Origin of the sequence: Paracoccus binzhouensis, from assembly GCF_016446475.1 — a bacterium.
Classification (GTDB): Bacteria; Pseudomonadota; Alphaproteobacteria; order Rhodobacterales; family Rhodobacteraceae; genus Paracoccus; species Paracoccus binzhouensis.
In genome coordinates this window covers 26,039-44,025 of record NZ_JAEHFP010000022.1, presented here as the reverse complement: position 1 = coordinate 44,025, position 17,987 = coordinate 26,039, and the positions used below count along the sequence as shown (strand labels likewise).

Genomic DNA, 17,987 nt, shown 5'->3' with positions numbered 1-17,987 from the left:
GGCGGTGCAGCTCTGGCAGGCGGCCGCGGCCGAGCGCCCGGCGCCGCCGCAGGCCGCGCCCCGGACCGGCGGCGACGATTTCGACCTGCTGCCGGTGGCGGTGCTGGTGCTGGATCCCGCGGCCGGGATCCAGCGGGCCAATGCCGCCGCCTGCCAGTTGCTGGGCGGCGAGGTCGCCGGCCAGAACCTCTCGGGCCTGCTCGACGGGCTGGGCCGCGAACTGGGCGACTGGGTCGCCGATGTCTGTGCCGGCCGCACCCTGGGCGGCACCGAGGTGCTGCATGTCAGGGCCGAGGGGCCCGAGCGTTTCGTGCAGGTCTCGCTGACCCGCGGGCGGGACGATTGCGTCACCGCGGTGCTGTCCGATGCCAGCGCGCTGAAGACGCTCGAGGCGCAGTTCGTGCAAAGCCAGAAGATGCAGGCGATCGGCCAGCTGGCTGGCGGAATCGCCCATGATTTCAACAATCTGCTGACGGCGATCACCGGGCATTGCGACCTGCTGATGCTACGCCACGACAAGGGCGATCCCGATTACGCCGATCTGGACCAGATCAGCCAGAATGCCAATCGCGCCGCGGCGCTGGTGCGGCAATTGCTGGCCTTTTCGCGCAAGCAGACGCTGAAGCCGCAGATCATGGACCTGCGCGACACGCTGTCGGACCTGACGCATCTGCTGAACCGCCTGGTGGGCGAGCGGATCGTGCTGACCTTCGACCACGACCCGTCGCTGCGGATGATCCGCGCCGACCGCCGCCAGCTCGAGCAGGTGATCATGAACCTGGTGGTGAATGCCCGCGATGCCATGCCGGATGGTGGCGACATCACCATCTGCACCGACAATGTCCGGCTGGAGAGTCCGGCCGCCTTCGGTCGTGCCACCCTGCCGGCCGGGGACTACGTGCGCGTGCAGGTCCGCGACCAGGGATGCGGCATCGCCGCCGACGACCTGGCCAAGATCTTCGAGCCCTTCTTCACCACCAAGCGCACCGGCGAGGGGACTGGCCTGGGCCTCTCGACCGCCTATGGCATCGTCAAGCAGACCGGCGGCTACATCTTCTGCGACAGCACCCCCGGCGAGGGCAGCTGCTTTTCGCTGTTCTTCCCCGCGCATGACCGGGACGCGGTGACCGAGGCGCCCGAACCGTCCGCGGCCGGCAGCGCGATCCGCGCCCGGCGCGAGCTCGAGGCCACCGTTCTTCTGGTCGAGGACGAGGCCCCGGTCCGCGCCTTCGCCAGCCGGGCGCTGAAGCTGCAGGGATTCAACGTGCTCGAGGCTGCCTGCGCCGAGGATGCGCTGTCGCTGCTGGCCGATCAGCGCCTGGTGGTGGACGTCTTCGTGACCGATGTGGTGATGCCTGGCATGGATGGTCCCGCCTGGGTGTGCACCGCGCTGCGCGATAGGCCGGATACCCGGGTGATCTTCATGTCGGGCTATGCCGAGGACATCTTCTCGGAAGGGCGGCCGCCGGTCCCGGATGCGGCCTTCCTGCCGAAGCCCTTCTCGCTTTCGGACCTGACGGCGCTGGTGACGCGGCAGCTGGAACGGGCCGAGCGCTAGGGGTGGGGCTTGCCTGGACGGCGGTCAGAGCGTGTCATAAAGCCGGAAGTCGCGCTCCATCACGCCGCGCAGGCGCGTTTCCTGTTCGGGGCTCAGGCTGACATCCACGGCCGGCGGCACGTTGACGCGGGGCAGGCTGATGGCGCAATCCAGCCGGTCCTCGAGGAAATGCGTGAAGGCCTCCATGTCCTCATAGCGGAAGATGCGGTCCACCCGGTCCCCGGCCTGGGTCAGGAAATCGGCCTGGCTGCCCACCCGGGCGATCTGCGGACCCTCGGGATCGGCATAGGCCCGGGCGAAATCGGCGAAGCTGACGCCCTGCATGACATGTTCGGGCGCCTCGCCGTCGTCGCGCAGGCGAAAGCGATACCAACTGCGCAGCCAGCCCAGCGGCTCGCGCATCAGTGCTACGGTGGTGAAACGGTCGCCGGTGGCCGAATGCAGCCAGGGCTCGACATGGCGGCGATAGCTGCGCAGGTCGGCATGTTTCAGCGCCGCCGGGCGCCTGACCGCCAGTTCGGCCAGCGGTTCGAGCGCGGATTCGATGGCGGTGGACCCGGCTTTCGGCGTGGCGAGGAAGACCAGACGTCTTTCCCAGAATATCAGCATTCCCGACTCTTCAAGCCGTTGCGGCACGCCGGTGGATTAGCCATTCGCCCTGCGGCTGTAAACCATTTCTTAATCCTTCGTCGGCAATCTGGCGTGGGGAAGGGCACGGCCCTGACCGATTCGCGAAGCAGGACTTGCAATTTTGCGCCGGAGGGCGCAGATAGGAACAACCCGTGAACAAAATGGCGGGCGGGCGCTGATTGCCCCGGGTGGCGGGGTGTGAAATAAGCATGAGGACCGCATGGCAGGGGCAACACTTTTCGACATGAACGACAAGCGATCCGCAGACAAGCAGAAGGCGCTGGACAGCGCCCTGGCCCAGATCGAACGGCAGTTCGGCAAGGGCTCGATCATGAAGCTGGGCGCCGACAGCCCGGTGGCCGAGATCGAGGCGACCTCGACCGGCTCGCTGGGGCTCGACATCGCCCTGGGGATCGGCGGCCTGCCCAAGGGCCGGATCATCGAGATCTTCGGCCCGGAAAGCTCGGGCAAGACCACGCTGACGCTGCATGTCGTGGCCGAGGAGCAGAAGAAGGGCGGCGTCTGTGCCTTCGTCGATGCCGAACATGCGCTGGACCCGCAATATGCCAAGAAGCTGGGCGTGAACCTGGACGAGCTGCTGATCAGCCAGCCCGACACCGGCGAACAGGCGCTGGAGATCGTGGATACGCTGGTGCGCTCGGGCGCGGTCAGCCTGGTCGTGGTCGATTCGGTGGCGGCGCTGACGCCGAAGTCCGAGATCGAGGGCGACATGGGCGACATGCAGATGGGCAGCCAGGCCCGGCTGATGAGCCAGGCGATGCGCAAGCTGACCGCCAGCATCGGGCGCAGCAACTGCATGGTGATCTTCATCAACCAGATCCGCATGAAGATCGGGGTGATGTTCGGCAACCCCGAAACCACGACCGGCGGCAACGCCTTGAAATTCTATGCCTCGGTACGGCTCGACATCCGCCGCACCGGCTCGATCAAGGACCGCGACGAGGTGGTCGGCAACACCACCCGGGTCAAGGTGGTCAAGAACAAGGTCGCGCCGCCCTTCCGCCAGGTCGAGTTCGACATCATGTATGGCGAGGGCATCTCGAAGGTCGGCGAGCTGCTCGACCTTGGCATCAAGGCCGGCGTGGTCGAGAAGTCGGGCAGCTGGTATTCCTATGGCGACGAGCGCATCGGCCAGGGCCGCGAGAATGCCAAGCAATATCTGCGCGACAACCCCGACGTGGCCTATGCGATCGAGGACAAGATCCGCGCCAGTCATGGCCTGGATTTCGGCGCTTCGGACGAGGGCGACGAGGCGCTGACCGAGGATTGATCGGGGCCTGCGCGGCTTTCCGTTGCGATGCCCCGATGCTGGGCTCGATCCCGGAAGCACGGGCAGCCCCGCGCGGTGGCCGCCGGTCCCGGGGCCTGGTCCCCGCGCCTCGCGCGACCCTCGATGGGGTGCGCAAGGCGTCCCTGCCGCGATTCGCGCATGGAGGCCGCCGGGACCGGCGCGCGGCCCATGCGGGATTCATGCGGGATTGCTGGACAGCCGCCATGGCTGGGGCTAGACCGGGCGACAACCCGGTCCCGGCCGGAAAGACCGCTTTGCCATGAAGGCCCGATATGCCCAGCTTGAACGAGATCCGCTCAACCTTCCTGAACTATTTCGAACGCAACGGCCATCGCGTCGTCGAATCGAGCCCGCTGGTGCCGCGCAACGACCCGACGCTGATGTTCACCAATTCGGGCATGGTGCAGTTCAAGAACCTGTTCACCGGCGTCGAGACCCGCGACTACAAGCGCGCCACCACCGCGCAGAAATGCGTACGCGCCGGCGGCAAGCACAATGACCTGGACAATGTCGGCTATACCGCGCGCCACCATACCTTCTTCGAGATGCTGGGGAATTTCAGCTTCGGCGACTATTTCAAGTCCGACGCCATCCCCTTTGCCTGGGAACTGCTGACCAAGGATTTCGGCATCCCGAAGGACAAGCTGCTGGTCACCGTCTATCACACCGACGACGAGGCCGCGGCCATCTGGAAGAAGGTCGCGGGCCTCAGCGACGACCGCATCATTCGCATTCCGACCGATGACAACTTCTGGCGCATGGGCCCGACCGGCCCCTGCGGCCCCTGCACCGAGATCTTCTACGACCACGGCGACCAGATCTGGGGCGGCCCGCCCGGCTCGGCCGATGAGGACGGCGACCGTTTCATCGAGATCTGGAACCTGGTCTTCATGCAGAACGAGCAGTTCGAGGACGGCTCGATGCGCGCGCTCGACATGCAGTCGATCGACACCGGCATGGGGCTGGAGCGGATCGGCGCGCTGCTGCAGGGCAAGCATGACAATTACGACACCGACCTGATGCGGTCGCTGATCGAGGCCAGCGCCCATGCGACCAGCGCCGATCCGGACGGTCCCGGCAAGGTGCATCATCGCGTCATCGCCGATCACCTGCGCTCGACCAGCTTCCTGATCGCGGATGGGGTGATGCCTTCGAACGAGGGCCGAGGCTATGTGCTGCGCCGCATCATGCGCCGCGCCATGCGCCATGCGCATATGCTGGGCGCCAAGGATCCGGTGATGTACCGGCTGGTGCCGGCGCTGGTGCGCGAGATGGGCGCCGCTTATCCCGAGCTCGGCCGCGCACAGCCACTGATCGAGGAGACGCTGAACCTCGAGGAGACCCGCTTCAAGCAGACGCTCGACCGCGGCTTGCGGCTCTTGGACGACGAGCTCGCGAAGCTGCCCGAGGGCGCGAACCTGCCGGGCGAGGCGGCCTTCAAGCTTTACGACACCTATGGCTTTCCGCTGGACCTGACCCAGGACGCGCTGCGCGAAAAGGGCCGGGCGGTCGATACCGCCGGCTTCGATGCCGCCATGGCCGAGCAGAAGGCCAAGGCTCGCGCCGCCTGGGCCGGCTCGGGCGAGACCAGGGATGCCGCGATCTGGTTCGACATCGCCGAACAGCACGGCGCCACCGAATTCCTCGGCTATGACACCGAGATCAGCGAGGGCCAGATCCTGGCGCTGGTGCAGGACGGCGCGGCGGTGGACGCGGCGACCGAGGGCCAGCAGGTGCAGATCGTGGTGAACCAGACGCCCTTCTACGGCGAAGCCGGCGGGCAGGTCGGCGATACCGGCCTGATCAAGACCGAGACCGGGGCGGCGCGCGTCACCGACACCAAGAAATCGGGCAGCGTCTTCATCCACATCGCCGAGGTGACGCTGGGCACGATCCAGCGCGGCCAGGGCGCGCAGCTTTCCGTCGATCACGACCGCCGCAGCGCCATCCGCGCCAACCATTCGGCCACGCATCTGCTGCACGAGGCGCTGCGCCGCGCCCTGGGCGAGCATGTCGCGCAGCGCGGCAGCCTGAACGCGCCCGACCGGCTGCGCTTCGATTTCAGCCATGCCAAGGCGATGACCCCCGAGGAACTGGCGCAGGTCGAGCGCGAGGTGAACGAGTTCATCCGCCAGAACAGCCCGGTCGAGACCCGGATCATGTCCCCCGACGATGCCCGCGCCCTGGGCGCCCAGGCGCTGTTCGGAGAGAAATACGGCGACGAGGTGCGCGTGGTCTCGATGGGCGAGCTGGAAGGCTCGGGCAAGGGCACCGGCGGCCGGACCTATTCGCTGGAGCTCTGCGGCGGCACCCATGTGGCGCGCACCGGCGACATCGGCATGTTCGCCCTGACCAGTGAAACTGCATCGGCCGCCGGCATCCGCCGCATCGAGGCGCTGACCGGCCAGGCCGCGATGGACGAATTGCGCCGTATGGACGCCGAGCTTTCCGAAATCGCCGGTATCCTCAAGGCGCAATCGGGCGATGTGGTGAACAAGGTCCGCGCCCTGGCCGATGAGCGCAAGGCGCTGGCGAACGAGGTCGCGCAGCTCAAGCGCCAGCTGGCGATGGGCGGCGGGTCCGAGGACAAGCCCAAGGACATCAACGGCATCAAGCTGATCGCCCGGCGCGTCGAGGGCGTGACCGGCAAGGAACTGGGCCCGCTGGTCGACGAGATGAAGTCGCGGCTCGGCTCGGGCGCCGTGGTGGTGCTGGCCGAGGCCGAGGGCAGGGCGACGGTGGCGGCGGGCGTCACCCCCGACCTGACCGGCCGGATCAGCGCCGTCGAACTGGTGCAGGCCGCGACCACGGCGCTTGGCGGCAAGGGCGGCGGCGGCCGTCCCGACCGCGCCCAGGGCGGGGCGCCCAGCCTTGCCGCGGCCGACAGCGCCATCTCGGCCGTCGAAACCCTGATCGGAGAGAAAGCATGACCGCCTTGTGGATCGCCCATGTGACCGTGACCGACCCCGAGGCCTATGGCGAATATGCCCGGCTGGCGGGGCCGGCGATCGCCGCGCATGGCGGTGTCTTCCTGGCCCGCGGCTCGCGCTACGTGCAGCTCGAGGGCAAGGAGCGCGCCCGCAATGTCGTGGCGCGCTTCCCCAGCGTCGAGGATGCGGTGGCCTGCTACCGCTCGGCCGAATACCAGGCGGCGCTGTCCCATGCACGGGATGCGGCCGAACGCGACCTTGTGATCGTGGAAGAAAACCCCGCCTGAGACTTTTTGGTGATTCGTCAGGCTTTTCGTGCTAGCCCTTGGAAAAAGCGCGGAAAGGGGCAGGATAATGTGCCGCTGGGCAGCCTATGTCGGCAGTCCGATCTATCTTGAGGATGTCATCTGCCGGCCCGGCCATTCGCTGGTCCGGCAAAGCCACGGGGCGACGCGCTGTCACACCCCGGTCAATGCCGACGGCTTCGGCATCGCTTGGTATGGCGAGCGCGAGGAGCCCGGGCTTTACCGCGACATCATGCCGGCCTGGTCGGACAGCAACCTGCGCAGCCTGACCGCCACGGTGAAATCGCATCTGTTCCTGGCGCATGTGCGGGCCTCGACCGGCACGGCGACCAGCCGCAACAATTGCCATCCCTTCGTCGTCGGCAAATGGTGCTTCATGCATAACGGCCAGTTCGGCGGCTACGACACCTATCGCCGCCATGCCGAGGTGCTGATCCCCGACGAGCTTTATCCGCATCGCAAGGGCGCCACCGACAGCGAGGCGCTGTTCCTGATGGCCCTGGGCGAGGGGCTGGAGGGCGATCCGGCCGGCGCCATGGCCCGGGCCACCGCGCAATTCGAGGCGCTGGCCCGGCAAAGGGGCAGCGCGCCGCATGTGCGGCTGACGGCAGCCTTCTCGGATGGCCAAAGGCTCTATGCGCTGCGCTATGCCAGCGACGAGCATGCGCCGAGCCTGTTCCACCGCTGGTCCGACACGCGGGGCGGCCGCGCGGTGGTCTCGGAACCGCTGGAGAGCGACGAGACCGGCTGGCTGGAAGTGCCGGCGCAAAGCTTCTGCATCTTCGACGGCGCCGATGTGGCGATCACGCCCTTCCGGCCCGGGCCGCTGCGCAGCGCCGCCTGAATCGCGGTCGCGCGGGTCGGGCGGCGGCCGATGGGCGGCCGCCGCGACCTGCCGGATCAGAGGAAGAAGCGGTCGGCAAAGACGTAATGCACGATCCGGTCGCGGGTGATGCCCAGGCGGGCCAGTTCGGCGTCGGATTTCGCCTCCAGCGCCTCGATCTCGGCGCGGCGCGACTGCCGGGCGATATAGGCCTCGGTGCCGCGCGACAGCCATTTCAGGAAGGCGTCGAACAGCGCCGGCAGCCGGGGCGAGAAACTGTTGGTCGAGATGGTAGCCATGGGAAACCCTTTCGGTGTTGGCGAATGGTTTCCTCCCCTGCCGCCAAATCTAGGGCAGCCGCATGCCGACCGCCATGGCTTGTTTTGCAATGCTGCATTGCAGCGGCAGCGCAAGCCCCCCTGCGGGACGCCGGTCCCGCCCGCGTCCCCCGGCATTTCGCCCTGCGGGCGGAATGCGCTTTCCCCCGCGCGGTTCGACCATTATACCAGCCGCGGCATTCATGACCGCAAGGGGATAGCACTATGGCCAATGTGGTGGTCGTCGGCGCGCAATGGGGCGACGAGGGCAAGGGCAAGATCGTCGACTGGCTGTCGGAACGCGCCGATGTGATCGCGCGCTTCCAGGGCGGCCACAATGCCGGCCACACGCTGGTCATCGGCAACCAGGTCTTCAAGCTGTCGCTCCTGCCCTCGGGCATCGTGCGCAAGGGCAAGATGGCGGTCATCGGCAATGGCGTGGTGCTGGACCCCTGGTCGCTGTTCGCCGAAATCGACAAGCTGGCCGCCCAGGGCGTCGAGATCTCGCCGGAAAACCTGATGATCGCGGAAAACACCCCGCTGATCCTGCCGCTGCACCAGGACCTCGACAAGCTGCGCGAGGAAGCCGCGGGGGCCAGCAAGATCGGCACCACCGGCCGCGGCATCGGCCCCGCCTATGAGGACAAGGTCGGCCGCCGCAGCATCCGCGTCGCCGACCTGGGCGACGAGGAGACGCTGGACTCGCGCCTCGACCGCCTGCTCGCCCATCACGACGCGCTGCGCCAGGGCCTCGGCGCCGCGCCCATCGACCGGGCGGAGCTGCGCGCCAGGCTGCTGGAGATCGCGCCGAAGCTGCTGCAATACGCCCAGCCGGTCTGGAAGGTGATGAACGACTACCGCAAATCCGGCAAGCGCATCCTGTTCGAGGGCGCGCAGGGCAGCCTGCTCGACATCGATTTCGGCACCTATCCCTATGTGACCTCATCGACCACCATGTCGGGCATGGCGGCCAGCGGCACCGGGCTCGGCCCCTCGGCCATCGGCTTCGTGCTGGGCATCGTCAAGGCCTATACTACCCGCGTCGGCGAAGGCCCGTTCCCGACCGAACTCGACGATGCCGACGGCCAGCGCCTGGGCGAGCGCGGCCATGAATTCGGCACCGTCACCGGCCGCAAGCGCCGCTGCGGCTGGTTCGACGCGGTGCTGGTGCGCCAGACCTGCGCCATCTCGGGCGTGGACGGCATCGCGCTGACCAAGCTCGACGTGCTGGACGGCTTCCGGACGCTGAAGATCTGCACCGGCTATCAGGTGGACGGCCGGCATTACGACCACCTGCCCACCGCCGCGGCGCTGCAGGCCCGCGCGAAACCCGTCTACGAGGAGATGGAGGGCTGGCAGGACTCGACGCAGGGCGCGCGCAGCTGGGCCGACCTGCCCGCCAATGCGATCAAATACGTCCGCCGCATCGAGGAATTGATCCAGTGCCCCGTCGCGCTGCTCTCGACCTCGCCCGAGCGGGACGATACCATCCTCGTGACCGATCCCTTCGCGGACTGACGCGGGCTGACATGGATCTCAAGACGCGCAAACGCTGGTCGCTGGTGATCCTGCTGGTCGGGCTGCCGCTCTATATCGTGGTGGCGGTGAGCCTGGTGAACTGGATGGACCGGAGTTGGGGTCGCCAGCCGATCCTGATCGAGCTTGCGGTCTATGTCGCCCTGGGCATCCTCTGGGCGCTGCCCTTCCGCAAGGTCTTCTCCGGCATCGGCAAGGGCGAATGAGGTTCGCCAGCGCCCGCCCGGTCACGCTGATCGGCGGCGCGCCGGTCGCCCGCGCCGATCTGCAACAGGCGCTGCGGCTCGCCCCTGTGGTGGTGGCCGCGGACAGCGGCGCCGATACGGCGCTGAGCCACGGGCTGATGCCGGCGGCGGTCTGGGGCGATTTCGACAGCATCTCCGCCCGCGCCCGGGCCGAGATCCCGGCCGAAAACCAGCATCCCATCGCCGAGCAGGACAGCACCGATTTCGAGAAATGCCTGTCCCGGCTCGACGCGCCCTTCGCCGTCGCCCTGGGCTTCTCGGGCGCGCGCCACGACCATTTCCTCTCGGGGCTCGGCGTGCTCGCCCGCCGCGTCGGCCCGCCCTGCCTGCTGATCGCCGGCGAGGACGTGATCACCCTCGCCCCCCCGCGCCTCGCCCTGGATCTCGCCCCCGGCACCCGGGTCTCGCTCTTCCCGATGGGCCCGGCCTCGGGCCGCTCGACCGGCCTGAAATGGCCCATCGACGGGCTCGCCTTCGCGCCGGCCGGCCGCAGCGGCACCTCGAACGAAGCCACGGGCCCGGTCACCCTGGAATGCAAGGGTCCGATGCTCCTGATCCTGCCGCGCGCTGAACTGCCACGCCTGGCCGCGGCGCTCTAGACTTCTTTGCTCCCAAAATACCCATGCAACCGCGCCGTTCAGCGCTTGCGGATCCGCGGGTCCATGGCATCGCGCAGTCCGTCGCCGATATAGTTGACCGACAGCACCGTCAGCGAGATCAGCAGCCCCGGCAGCACTACCCGCCAGGGATACATCTGCATCTGGTCCACCGCGTCGTAGAGCAGCCGCCCCCAGGTCGGGAAATCCGGCGGGAAGCCCAGCCCCAGGAAGGACAGCGCGCTTTCGGTGATAATCGCCGTGGCGATACCCAGCGTCGCCGCCACCACGATGGGCGAGACCACGTTCGGCAGCACATGGCGCAGGATCATCCGCGGCGCCGGCGTGCCGATGGATTTCGCCGCCAGGATGAACTCGCGCTCCTTCAGCCCCAGCACCTCGCCGCGCACGATGCGCGCGGTCTGCATCCACGAGGTGACGCCGATGGCGCCGACGATCAGCAGGAAGGTGCCGCCCGCCGGGCCCATCGCCTTGCCCAAAGGCTCGCGGAACAGCGTCACCATCAGAAGCAGCAGCGGCAGCAGCGGCAGGGCCAGGAACAGCTCGGTCAGCCGCATCAGCGGCGCGTCGAGCCGGCGGAAATAGCCCGAGCTGATGCCGATCAGGCTGCCCAGGCTCAGCGCGATCGCCATGGCGGTCAGCCCCACTGCCAGCGAGACCTGGCCGCCGGCCATCAGCCGCGCCAGCAGGTCGCGGCCCAGCTGGTCGGTGCCCAGCGGATGCGCGGCGCTGAAGCCCTGGTTGCGGGCGCGGATGTCGACGAAGGTCGGCTCGATGGTCCAGACCAGCGGCCCGACGGTCACGAACAGGATGATTGCCACGAACATCACCAGCGCCACCATGGCGCCGCGATGGCTGCGGAACTGCCGCCAGATGTCGCGCCACTGGCTGCGGGCCGGGGCCTCGGGCGGCGGGGCGGCCGGCGGCAGCGCCTCGGCCCCCGGCGCCGCGGCATTGACCGCGCTTTCCTCGATCAGCAGCCGGTCAGTCATAGCGGATCCTCGGGTCAAGCACGCCATAGAGCAGGTCGGCGATCAGGGTGAAGGTGACGATCAGCACCGCGAAGATGAAGGTGAGCGTCATCACCATCGGGATGTCGTTGGCGTTGATCGCCAGGATCAGCAGCTGCCCCAGCCCGTTCACCTTGAACACCTGCTCGGTGATGATGGCGCCGCCGAACACCGCCGGCAGCCCCAGCGCGATCACCGTCACGACCGGGATCAGGCTGTTGCGCAGCACATGCTTCAGCACCACGATGCGCTCGGACAGGCCCTTGGCGCGGGCGGTGCGCACGTAATCCTGCCGCAGGTTGTCCAGCATGGAGGCGCGCATGAAGCGGCTGATCTGCGCGGCGTTGTAAAGCGCCAGCACCGTGACCGGCATCACCATCTGCCGCACCTGCTGGGCGAAGCTGTCCCAATCCGTCACCCGCAGCGTGGTGTCGTAGATCGACGGGAACCATTGCAGCTTGATGCCGAAGACGATGATCAGCACCACCCCGGTGAAGAAGGTCGGCAGCGAGAAGCCGACCATCGACACGAAGGTGCCGATCTGGTCGAACCAGCTATATTGCTTGTAGGCCGAGACGATGCCGATCGGGATCGCGATCAGCACCCCGATCAGGTAGGACATGCCGACGACGGTCAGCGTCTGCGGCAGCCGCTGCGCGATCACGTCGAAGACCGGGCTGCGGCTCTGGAAGCTGATGATGCGCTGCATGCCTTCGCTGAACCCGGTGCCGAAGGCGCGGTCGAACCAGTAAAGCGGCTCGACCCAGAAGAACTGCTTCAGCCAGAGCACATAGCGGATATACCAGGCCTGCCCCAGCCCCAGCGCCTCGCGCATCCGCTCCTTGACCTCGGGCGGCACGGTCAGCGGCACGTCGCCCAAGGGATCGCCGGGCGAGGCTTCCAGCAGCAGGAAGATCACCAGCGAGATGAACAGCAGCGTCGGGATTGCCAGCAAGAGCCGGCGCAGGGCGAAACTCAGCATGGCGATCCTTTCCCGCTCACGGCTTTCTCCTCATTCGGCGCGGCTCCAGTCGGCGACGTTCCACAGCTGCCCTTCCCAGCCGTTCGGGGCGACGCCCTGCAGGCTGCCCGCATGGGCCGAGACCATGCCGCGATGCACCAGCGGCAGCAGGTAGTTGCCCTCGGCGGTCAGCATGTCGGTCAGGCGCTTCGCGATCTCCTGCCGCTTTTCCGGCTCGGCGCTGCGATGCAGCTCGGCGATGCCCGCGTCATAGCCCTCGTCGCAGAAGCGCACGGAATTGTTGCCCTGCCACTGGTTTTCCGCCGAGGGGATGCGCGAGCAGACGAACTTGTTCAGGAACGAGGCAGGGTCGGGGATGTAGAAGGCATCGGTGAACATCTGCGCATCGGCGTGGAATTTCTGCTGCGAATCGGGATTGCCGGGATCGCCGCCGAAGAACGAGGCGCCGTCCACCGCCTTCAGCTCGGTCTCGACGCCGATCTCGGACCACCATTGCTTGACCAGCGCCTGCACGTCCTGCCTGACCGGGTTCACCGTGGTCTGGAACAGCAGCGACAGCCGGCGGCCGTCCTTTGCGCGTATCCCGTCCGGCCCCGGCAGCCAGCCGGCCTCGTCCAGCAGCGTCTTCGCGCCTTCGATGTCCTGCGCCAGGCAGTCGTCGCGGCCCGAGGCATAGGCGGCCGGCACCGGCACGATGGTGCAGGTGGGCTTGCCGGCCGGGCCATAGGTCAGCTCGGCCAGCAGCGGCCGGTCGATGGCCATGGACAGCGCCTTGCGCACCGCCGGGTCGGTCAGCACAGGATGCGGATGCGCCCGCGTCGAGCGCTCCTCCGCCGGCAGGTCCGGGCTGGGATCGGTCTGGTTCAGCTCGATCCGCTCGACCATCGAGCCGAAGCTGGCGACCAGCCGACCCTTGCCCTGCGCCTCCATCGCGGCGACCGACTCGGGCGGCAGCTGCAGGTTCCAGGCGAAATCGTATTCGCCCGATTCCAGCACCGCCCGCGCCGCCGCCATGGCATCGCCGCCGCCCTTGACCGTCACCCGGTCGAAGGCGGGCTTGGCCGGGTCGCGGTAATGCGGGTTGATCTCGAACACCGCCACGTCGCCGGGCCGGAACTCCGTCACCCGATAGGGGCCAGTGCCGACGGGCCCGAAATTCTGCGCCGTGCAGCTGGCCCCCGCCGCGCCCATGCAGGGCTGGAACTGCGCCTTTTGCAGCACCGGCGTCCGCCCGCCGACAAAGGCCTGCAGCGGCGCATAGCGCGGCGCGTCGAAGTTCAGCCGCACCCTTTGCGCATCCAGCGCCTCGACCGAGGCGATGCCCTCGAACTCGGCCAGAACCGCGCAGCCGAAGGCCGGGTCCATGCAATAGTCGGCGGTGAACTTCACATCCTCGGCGGTGACGGGCGAGCCGTCCGACCAGACCAGCCCCGGTTTCAACTTCCAGGTGACCGAGGTGAAATCCGCGGCGATACCGCCATTCTCGACGCTGGGGATCTCGGCCGCCAGCACCGGGACCAGGCTGCCGTCATCGGCGACGATGGCCAGCGGCTCGATCACCATCGAGGCCGGATCGACGTCCTTGGCCCCGGTGGACAGGTAAGGGTTCAGCACCGTGGCGGCCTGCCAGTAAAGCACGCGCAGCTCGCCATCGCCGCCGCGTTCGGCCAGGGCGGGCGTGACCAGGGCGGGCAGGGCCAAGGCGGGCAGGGCGACGGCCAGCGCCAGCGCCGGGGCGGTCGGTCGGGGAATCATCATGGTCTTTCAGCCTGTTGACGGGTCGGGCACCGGCCCCGCGGCGGGGGCCGGCCTTGCGCCAGCATGGCCTATTGCTTGATGCGATGCCAGTCCGCGACGTTCCACAGCTCGCTGTCCCAGGCATTCAGCTTGACGCCGCCCAGCGTGTTCGACACGGCCGAGGCGGTGCCGCGATAGACCAGCGGAATGACGGCATTGCTGTCCCTGGTCAGCATGTCGTTCAGCTTGCGACCCATGGCGCCGCGCTCGGCCGGATCGACGATCTGCGTCATCTCGCCGATCAGCCTGTCGAATTCCGGGTCGCAATAGCGGCTGGTGTTCTCGCCCTGCCACTGGTTGTCCGGGCCGGGGATCTTGTCGCAGGTCTGCCGCGCCAGATAGGGCTCGGGGTTGTTGCCCTCGAAATTGTTGGCATACATCTCGATGTCGGCATAGAACTTCTGGAACGTGTCGGGCGATCCCGCATCGCCGCCGAAGAACACCGAAGGGTCCACCGTCTTCAGCTCGGTCTCGACGCCGATCTCGGACCACCATTGCTTGATGAGCGCCTGGAAGTCCTGCCGCACCGCGTTGACCGAGGTCTGGAAGACCAGCTTCAGCCGCTTGCCGTCCTTTTCGCGGATGCCGTCGCCGCCGGGCACCCAGCCGGCCTGGTCCAGCAGCGCCTTGGCGCCCTCGATGTCCTGGGTCAGGCATTCGGTATTGTCCGAGGCCCAGGCCGCCGGCGCCGGCACCAGGTTGCAGGTCGGCTTGCCGGCCTGGCCATAGCCGATCTCGGTCAGCAGCTGGCGGTCGATGGCCATGGACAGCGCCTTGCGCACATTGGCATCGGTCAGGATCGGGTGCGGGTGTTTGGCCGTGGACCGCTCGTCCTCGGGCAGGTCCGAGCTGGCATCGGTCAGGTTGACATGGATGCGCTCGACCAGAGAGCCGAAGGCGGCGAGGTTCTTGCCCTTGCCGGCCGCCTCCATCCCGGCGATCACGTCCGGGGCCAGCTGGGTGTTCCAGGCATAGTCGAACTCGCCCGTCTCAAGCACCGAACGCGCCGCCGCCGCCGCATCGCCGCCGCCCTTGACCACCAGCCGGGCGAAGGCGGGCTTTTCCGGGTCGCGATATTCCGGGTTGGCCTCGAAGGTGATGGTGTCGTTGGTGCGGAACTCGACCACCTTGAACGGGCCGGTGCCGATGGGGTTGAAATTCTGCTGGGTGCAGGTCGGGGCCTTCTCGCCGGTGCAATCGGCGAACTGCGCCTTCTGCAGCACCGGCGACTGCGCCCCCACGAAGGCCGAGAACGGGTCGGGCCGCGGCGCGATGAAGGTGATCTTCACCGTCAGCTCGTCCACCGCCTCGACCTTCTCGACGCCCTCGAACTTGGCCAGTTGCGCGCAGCCGCCCGAGGGGTCCATGCAATAGGCGGCGGTGAAGGCCACGTCCTCGGCGGTGAAGGGGCTGCCATCGGCCCATTTGATCCCCGGCTTCAGCTTCCAGGTGACGCTTTTCAGGTCCTTGGCGATGCCGCCGTTCTCGAGCGTCGGCAGCTCGGCCGCCAGCCGCGGCTCGATGGTGCCCTCGGTGGTGAAGCTCGCCAGCGGCTCCAGCGCGATCGAGCTGGCGATGATGTCCTTGGTGCCGGCCGACAGATAGGGATTCATCGTCGAGGGCGCCTGCCACATGATGACGTTGACCTGCCCGTCGGCGCCCCGCGCGGCGAATGCGGCCGGGGCCATGGCGGCGGCAAAGGCGGCGGTGGCCGCCGCGCCCGACATCAGGGTTTTCAGTTTCATCGCTCTCTCCTGTTGGTGGATCTGCGCGGGACGTCTGGCGCTGCCGGTTGCGGTGGTCTTCTGCCTTTTGCCGTTTCCCCGGTCTTGCTGTCCCTCGGATGGGCCGAGTTTCAGACAGGTCCCGGCCGAAAAGCAAGAAACAAGTTGCCGGCCCGCTTTGCGGTTGCAATGTGACGGCAGGGCATTAGCCTGAATGCCGCAACAATGGTCGGATGCTGGTCAGGGGGTGCGGATGCTGGACGGAAAGCCGCTGGTCCGGGTCGAGGAATTGCAGGTCGAGTTCCAGACCCATGATGGCCCGGTCACCGGCGTCGAGTCGCTGTCCTTCGACATCCGCCCCGGCGAATGCCTTTGCGTGGTGGGCGAATCCGGCTCGGGCAAGTCGGTCAGCTCGCTGTCCTTGATGCGGCTGGTCGAGTTCGGCGGCGGCGAGATCGCCCGGGGCCGGCTGCTCTTCCAGCGCGAGCGGGGCGAGGTGGACCTGGCCAAGGCCCCGCCCGCCACCATGCGCGACATCCGCGGCAACGAGATCGCGATGATCTTCCAGGAGCCGATGACGGCGCTGAACCCGGTCTTCACCGTCGGCGAGCAGCTCTCCGAGGGGCTGATCGTGCATCGCGGCCTGTCGCGCCGCGACGCCATGGCCCGGGCGCTGGAGCTGCTGCGCGAGGTCCGCATCCCCGAGCCCGAGCGCCGCCTGCATCAATACCCGCACGAGCTGTCCGGCGGCATGCGCCAGCGCGTCGTCATCGCCATGGCCATGGCCTGCCGCCCGAAGCTGCTGATCTGCGACGAGCCGACCACGGCGCTGGACGTGACCATCCAGGCCGAGATCCTGGCCCTGATCGACCGGCTGAAGCGCGAGACCGGCATGGCGGTGCTGTTCATCACCCATGACATGGCGGTGGTGGCGCAGATGGCCGACCGCGTGGTGGTCATGTTCCGCGGCAACAAGGTCGAGGAAGGCCCGGTCGAGCAGATCTTCGAGGCCCCGCGCGAGCCCTATACCCGGGCGCTGCTGGCCGCCGTGCCGCGGCTGGGCGAGATGGCCGGCCGCGACGCGCCCGAGCCGATGCGGCTGATGCGCGAGGGGCAGGCGGCCCGGCCCGAGCCGGTCGTCCCCCGCGCCCCCGAGCCGCTGCTGGAGGTCAAGAACCTCTGCACCCGCTTCCCGGTCAAGGGCGGCATCCTGCGCCGCACCGTGGCCCAGGTCCATGCGGTCGAGGACGTCTCCTTCACCGTCCATGCCGGCGAGACCCTGTCGCTGGTCGGCGAATCGGGATGCGGCAAGTCCACCACCGGCCGCTCGATCCTGCGGCTGGTCGAGCCGAGCGCGGGCCAGGTCGGCCTGGGCGGGCGCGACCTGCTGGCCCTCGACGCCCGCGGCCTGCGCCAGGCTCGGCGCGACATGCAGATGATCTTCCAGGACCCCTTCGCCAGCCTCGACCCGCAGATGCGCCTCCTGGACCAGATCGAGGAGCCGATGCTGAACTACGGCATCGGCAACCGCGCCGAGCGCCGCGACCGCATCGCCCAGCTTTTCGACCGGGTGGAACTGCCGCGCAGCTTCATGCGCCGCTACCCGCACGAGATGTCGGGCGGCCAGCGCCAGCGCATCGCCATCGCCCGCGCCCTGGCGCTGAACCCGAAGCTGATCGTCGCCGACGAGGCGGTCTCGGCGCTGGACGTCTCGGTGCAGGCGCAGGTGCTGAACCTGCTGATGGAGCTGCAGCGCGACCTGGGCATCGCCATGCTGTTCATCAGCCACGACATGGCGGTGGTCGAGCGCGTCAGCCACCATGTCGCGGTCATGTATCTGGGCCGCATCGTCGAGATCGGCAGCCGCCGCCAGGTGTTCGAGAACCCGCAGCACAGCTATACCCGCCAGCTGATGGCCGCGGTGCCGGTCGCCGATCCGCGGCGCAGGAAGATCAGCGAGGATCTGCGCTTTCGCCCCATCCCCTCGCCGATCCATCCCGTGGGCCATGCGCCCCCGCCCTCGACCTATGCCGAGGTGGCGCCGGGCCATCTGGTGCTGACCGATCCGGTCACGCATGGCTGAAGCACAACCTGTTGCAGAATTGTCGCAAATCGTCGCAAGCCATGCGCCCCTGACGTCTCCGCTTGATCTCGGGGCGGCGCGGCGGGAATAGCGGGGCCGAAGCCAGCCCTGTGCAAGC

At 68.0% G+C, this 17,987-nt stretch carries 15 protein-coding genes; 9 read left to right on the top strand and 6 right to left on the bottom strand.

Annotated elements, in window-relative coordinates; genetic code table 11:
- Positions 1–1,558 (top strand): ATP-binding protein (locus I9P22_RS07845; RefSeq protein WP_199258874.1); only part of this gene is annotated, 1,558 nt, incomplete at its 5' end.
- 24 nt (positions 1,559–1,582) lie between these two features.
- Here I9P22_RS07845 and I9P22_RS07840 read toward each other — a convergent pair.
- Positions 1,583–2,167, bottom strand: coding sequence for a hypothetical protein (locus I9P22_RS07840; RefSeq protein WP_199258872.1), 585 nt, complete (start codon positions 2,165–2,167; stop codon positions 1,583–1,585).
- A 241-nt stretch (positions 2,168–2,408) separates the two neighbouring features.
- On the opposite strand from I9P22_RS07840, the gene recA reads away from it, so the two are divergent.
- From recA to I9P22_RS07820, 4 genes are all read left to right on the top strand, one after another.
- A complete protein-coding gene (recA, locus tag I9P22_RS07835) occupies positions 2,409–3,479 on the top strand; it encodes a recombinase RecA (RefSeq protein WP_199258870.1) in 1,071 nt (356 codons plus the stop codon).
- 293 nt (positions 3,480–3,772) lie between these two features.
- Positions 3,773–6,430, top strand: a complete 2,658-nt coding sequence (gene alaS / locus I9P22_RS07830; RefSeq protein ID WP_199258869.1) for an alanine--tRNA ligase — start codon at positions 3,773–3,775, stop codon at positions 6,428–6,430.
- Positions 6,427–6,717: a DUF1330 domain-containing protein gene (locus tag I9P22_RS07825; protein ID WP_199258867.1), complete on the top strand. Its 291-nt coding sequence runs from the start codon at positions 6,427–6,429 to the stop codon at positions 6,715–6,717. Before alaS ends, I9P22_RS07825 begins: the two co-directional genes overlap by 4 nt.
- A gap of 67 nt (positions 6,718–6,784) precedes the next feature.
- Complete coding sequence (locus tag I9P22_RS07820; protein ID WP_199258865.1) at positions 6,785–7,579, top strand: class II glutamine amidotransferase; 795 nt, start codon at positions 6,785–6,787, stop codon at positions 7,577–7,579.
- A 56-nt stretch (positions 7,580–7,635) separates the two neighbouring features.
- Here I9P22_RS07820 and I9P22_RS07815 read toward each other — a convergent pair whose 3' ends face one another.
- On the bottom strand, positions 7,636–7,857 hold the full coding sequence (locus tag I9P22_RS07815; protein WP_199258863.1) for a hypothetical protein: 222 nt from the start codon (positions 7,855–7,857) through the stop codon (positions 7,636–7,638).
- Between the two features lie 243 nt (positions 7,858–8,100).
- Between I9P22_RS07815 and I9P22_RS07810 the strand changes: the two genes are divergently transcribed.
- From I9P22_RS07810 to I9P22_RS07800, 3 genes are read left to right on the top strand one after another with little or no spacing between them, the layout of a single operon-like run.
- A complete protein-coding gene (locus I9P22_RS07810) occupies positions 8,101–9,393 on the top strand; it encodes an adenylosuccinate synthase (protein WP_199258861.1) in 1,293 nt (430 codons plus the stop codon).
- An 11-nt stretch (positions 9,394–9,404) separates the two neighbouring features.
- Positions 9,405–9,617 (top strand): DUF2842 domain-containing protein, encoded by a 213-nt coding sequence (locus I9P22_RS07805; RefSeq protein WP_199258859.1) that lies wholly within the window; start codon positions 9,405–9,407, stop codon positions 9,615–9,617.
- Positions 9,614–10,255 (top strand): thiamine diphosphokinase, encoded by a 642-nt coding sequence (locus I9P22_RS07800; RefSeq protein ID WP_199258857.1) that lies wholly within the window; start codon positions 9,614–9,616, stop codon positions 10,253–10,255. The genes I9P22_RS07805 and I9P22_RS07800 overlap by 4 nt, the downstream gene beginning before the upstream one ends.
- A gap of 38 nt (positions 10,256–10,293) precedes the next feature.
- On the opposite strand, the gene I9P22_RS07795 is transcribed toward I9P22_RS07800, so the two are convergent.
- From I9P22_RS07795 to I9P22_RS07780, 4 genes are all read right to left on the bottom strand, one after another.
- Positions 10,294–11,265: an ABC transporter permease gene (locus tag I9P22_RS07795; RefSeq protein WP_199258855.1), complete on the bottom strand. Its 972-nt coding sequence runs from the start codon at positions 11,263–11,265 to the stop codon at positions 10,294–10,296.
- A complete protein-coding gene (locus tag I9P22_RS07790) occupies positions 11,258–12,265 on the bottom strand; it encodes an ABC transporter permease (protein WP_199258854.1) in 1,008 nt (335 codons plus the stop codon). The genes I9P22_RS07795 and I9P22_RS07790 overlap by 8 nt, the downstream gene beginning before the upstream one ends.
- Before the next feature lie 30 nt (positions 12,266–12,295).
- Positions 12,296–14,023, bottom strand: a complete 1,728-nt coding sequence (locus I9P22_RS07785) for a peptide ABC transporter substrate-binding protein (protein WP_233253278.1) — start codon at positions 14,021–14,023, stop codon at positions 12,296–12,298.
- A gap of 68 nt (positions 14,024–14,091) precedes the next feature.
- Positions 14,092–15,807, bottom strand: a complete 1,716-nt coding sequence (locus I9P22_RS07780; RefSeq protein ID WP_199258852.1) for a peptide ABC transporter substrate-binding protein — start codon at positions 15,805–15,807, stop codon at positions 14,092–14,094.
- Between the two features lie 232 nt (positions 15,808–16,039).
- On the opposite strand from I9P22_RS07780, the gene I9P22_RS07775 reads away from it, so the two are divergent.
- Positions 16,040–17,869 carry an ABC transporter ATP-binding protein gene (locus tag I9P22_RS07775; protein ID WP_199258850.1) on the top strand — a complete coding sequence of 610 codons (1,830 nt, stop codon included), beginning with the start codon at positions 16,040–16,042 and terminating at the stop codon, positions 17,867–17,869.
- Positions 17,870–17,987 lie beyond the last annotated feature (118 nt).

Excerpts from the sequence above, each read along its gene's own strand:
- I9P22_RS07785 (WP_233253278.1), bottom strand. The coding sequence starts at position 14,023 with ATGATGATTCCCCGACCGACCGCCCCGGCGCTGGCGCTGGCCGTCGCC.
- I9P22_RS07820 (WP_199258865.1), top strand. The coding sequence starts at position 6,785 with ATGTGCCGCTGGGCAGCCTATGTCGGCAGTCCGATCTATCTTGAGGAT.
- I9P22_RS07795 (WP_199258855.1), bottom strand. The coding sequence starts at position 11,265 with ATGACTGACCGGCTGCTGATCGAGGAAAGCGCGGTCAATGCCGCGGCG.
- I9P22_RS07775 (WP_199258850.1), top strand. The coding sequence starts at position 16,040 with ATGCTGGACGGAAAGCCGCTGGTCCGGGTCGAGGAATTGCAGGTCGAG.
- I9P22_RS07780 (WP_199258852.1), bottom strand. The coding sequence starts at position 15,807 with ATGAAACTGAAAACCCTGATGTCGGGCGCGGCGGCCACCGCCGCCTTT.
- I9P22_RS07840 (WP_199258872.1), bottom strand. The coding sequence starts at position 2,167 with ATGCTGATATTCTGGGAAAGACGTCTGGTCTTCCTCGCCACGCCGAAA.
- I9P22_RS07825 (WP_199258867.1), top strand. The coding sequence starts at position 6,427 with ATGACCGCCTTGTGGATCGCCCATGTGACCGTGACCGACCCCGAGGCC.
- I9P22_RS07810 (WP_199258861.1), top strand. The coding sequence starts at position 8,101 with ATGGCCAATGTGGTGGTCGTCGGCGCGCAATGGGGCGACGAGGGCAAG.
- I9P22_RS07800 (WP_199258857.1), top strand. The coding sequence starts at position 9,614 with ATGAGGTTCGCCAGCGCCCGCCCGGTCACGCTGATCGGCGGCGCGCCG.
- I9P22_RS07790 (WP_199258854.1), bottom strand. The coding sequence starts at position 12,265 with ATGCTGAGTTTCGCCCTGCGCCGGCTCTTGCTGGCAATCCCGACGCTG.
- alaS (WP_199258869.1), top strand. The coding sequence starts at position 3,773 with ATGCCCAGCTTGAACGAGATCCGCTCAACCTTCCTGAACTATTTCGAA.
- I9P22_RS07805 (WP_199258859.1), top strand. The coding sequence starts at position 9,405 with ATGGATCTCAAGACGCGCAAACGCTGGTCGCTGGTGATCCTGCTGGTC.
- recA (WP_199258870.1), top strand. The coding sequence starts at position 2,409 with ATGGCAGGGGCAACACTTTTCGACATGAACGACAAGCGATCCGCAGAC.
- I9P22_RS07815 (WP_199258863.1), bottom strand. The coding sequence starts at position 7,857 with ATGGCTACCATCTCGACCAACAGTTTCTCGCCCCGGCTGCCGGCGCTG.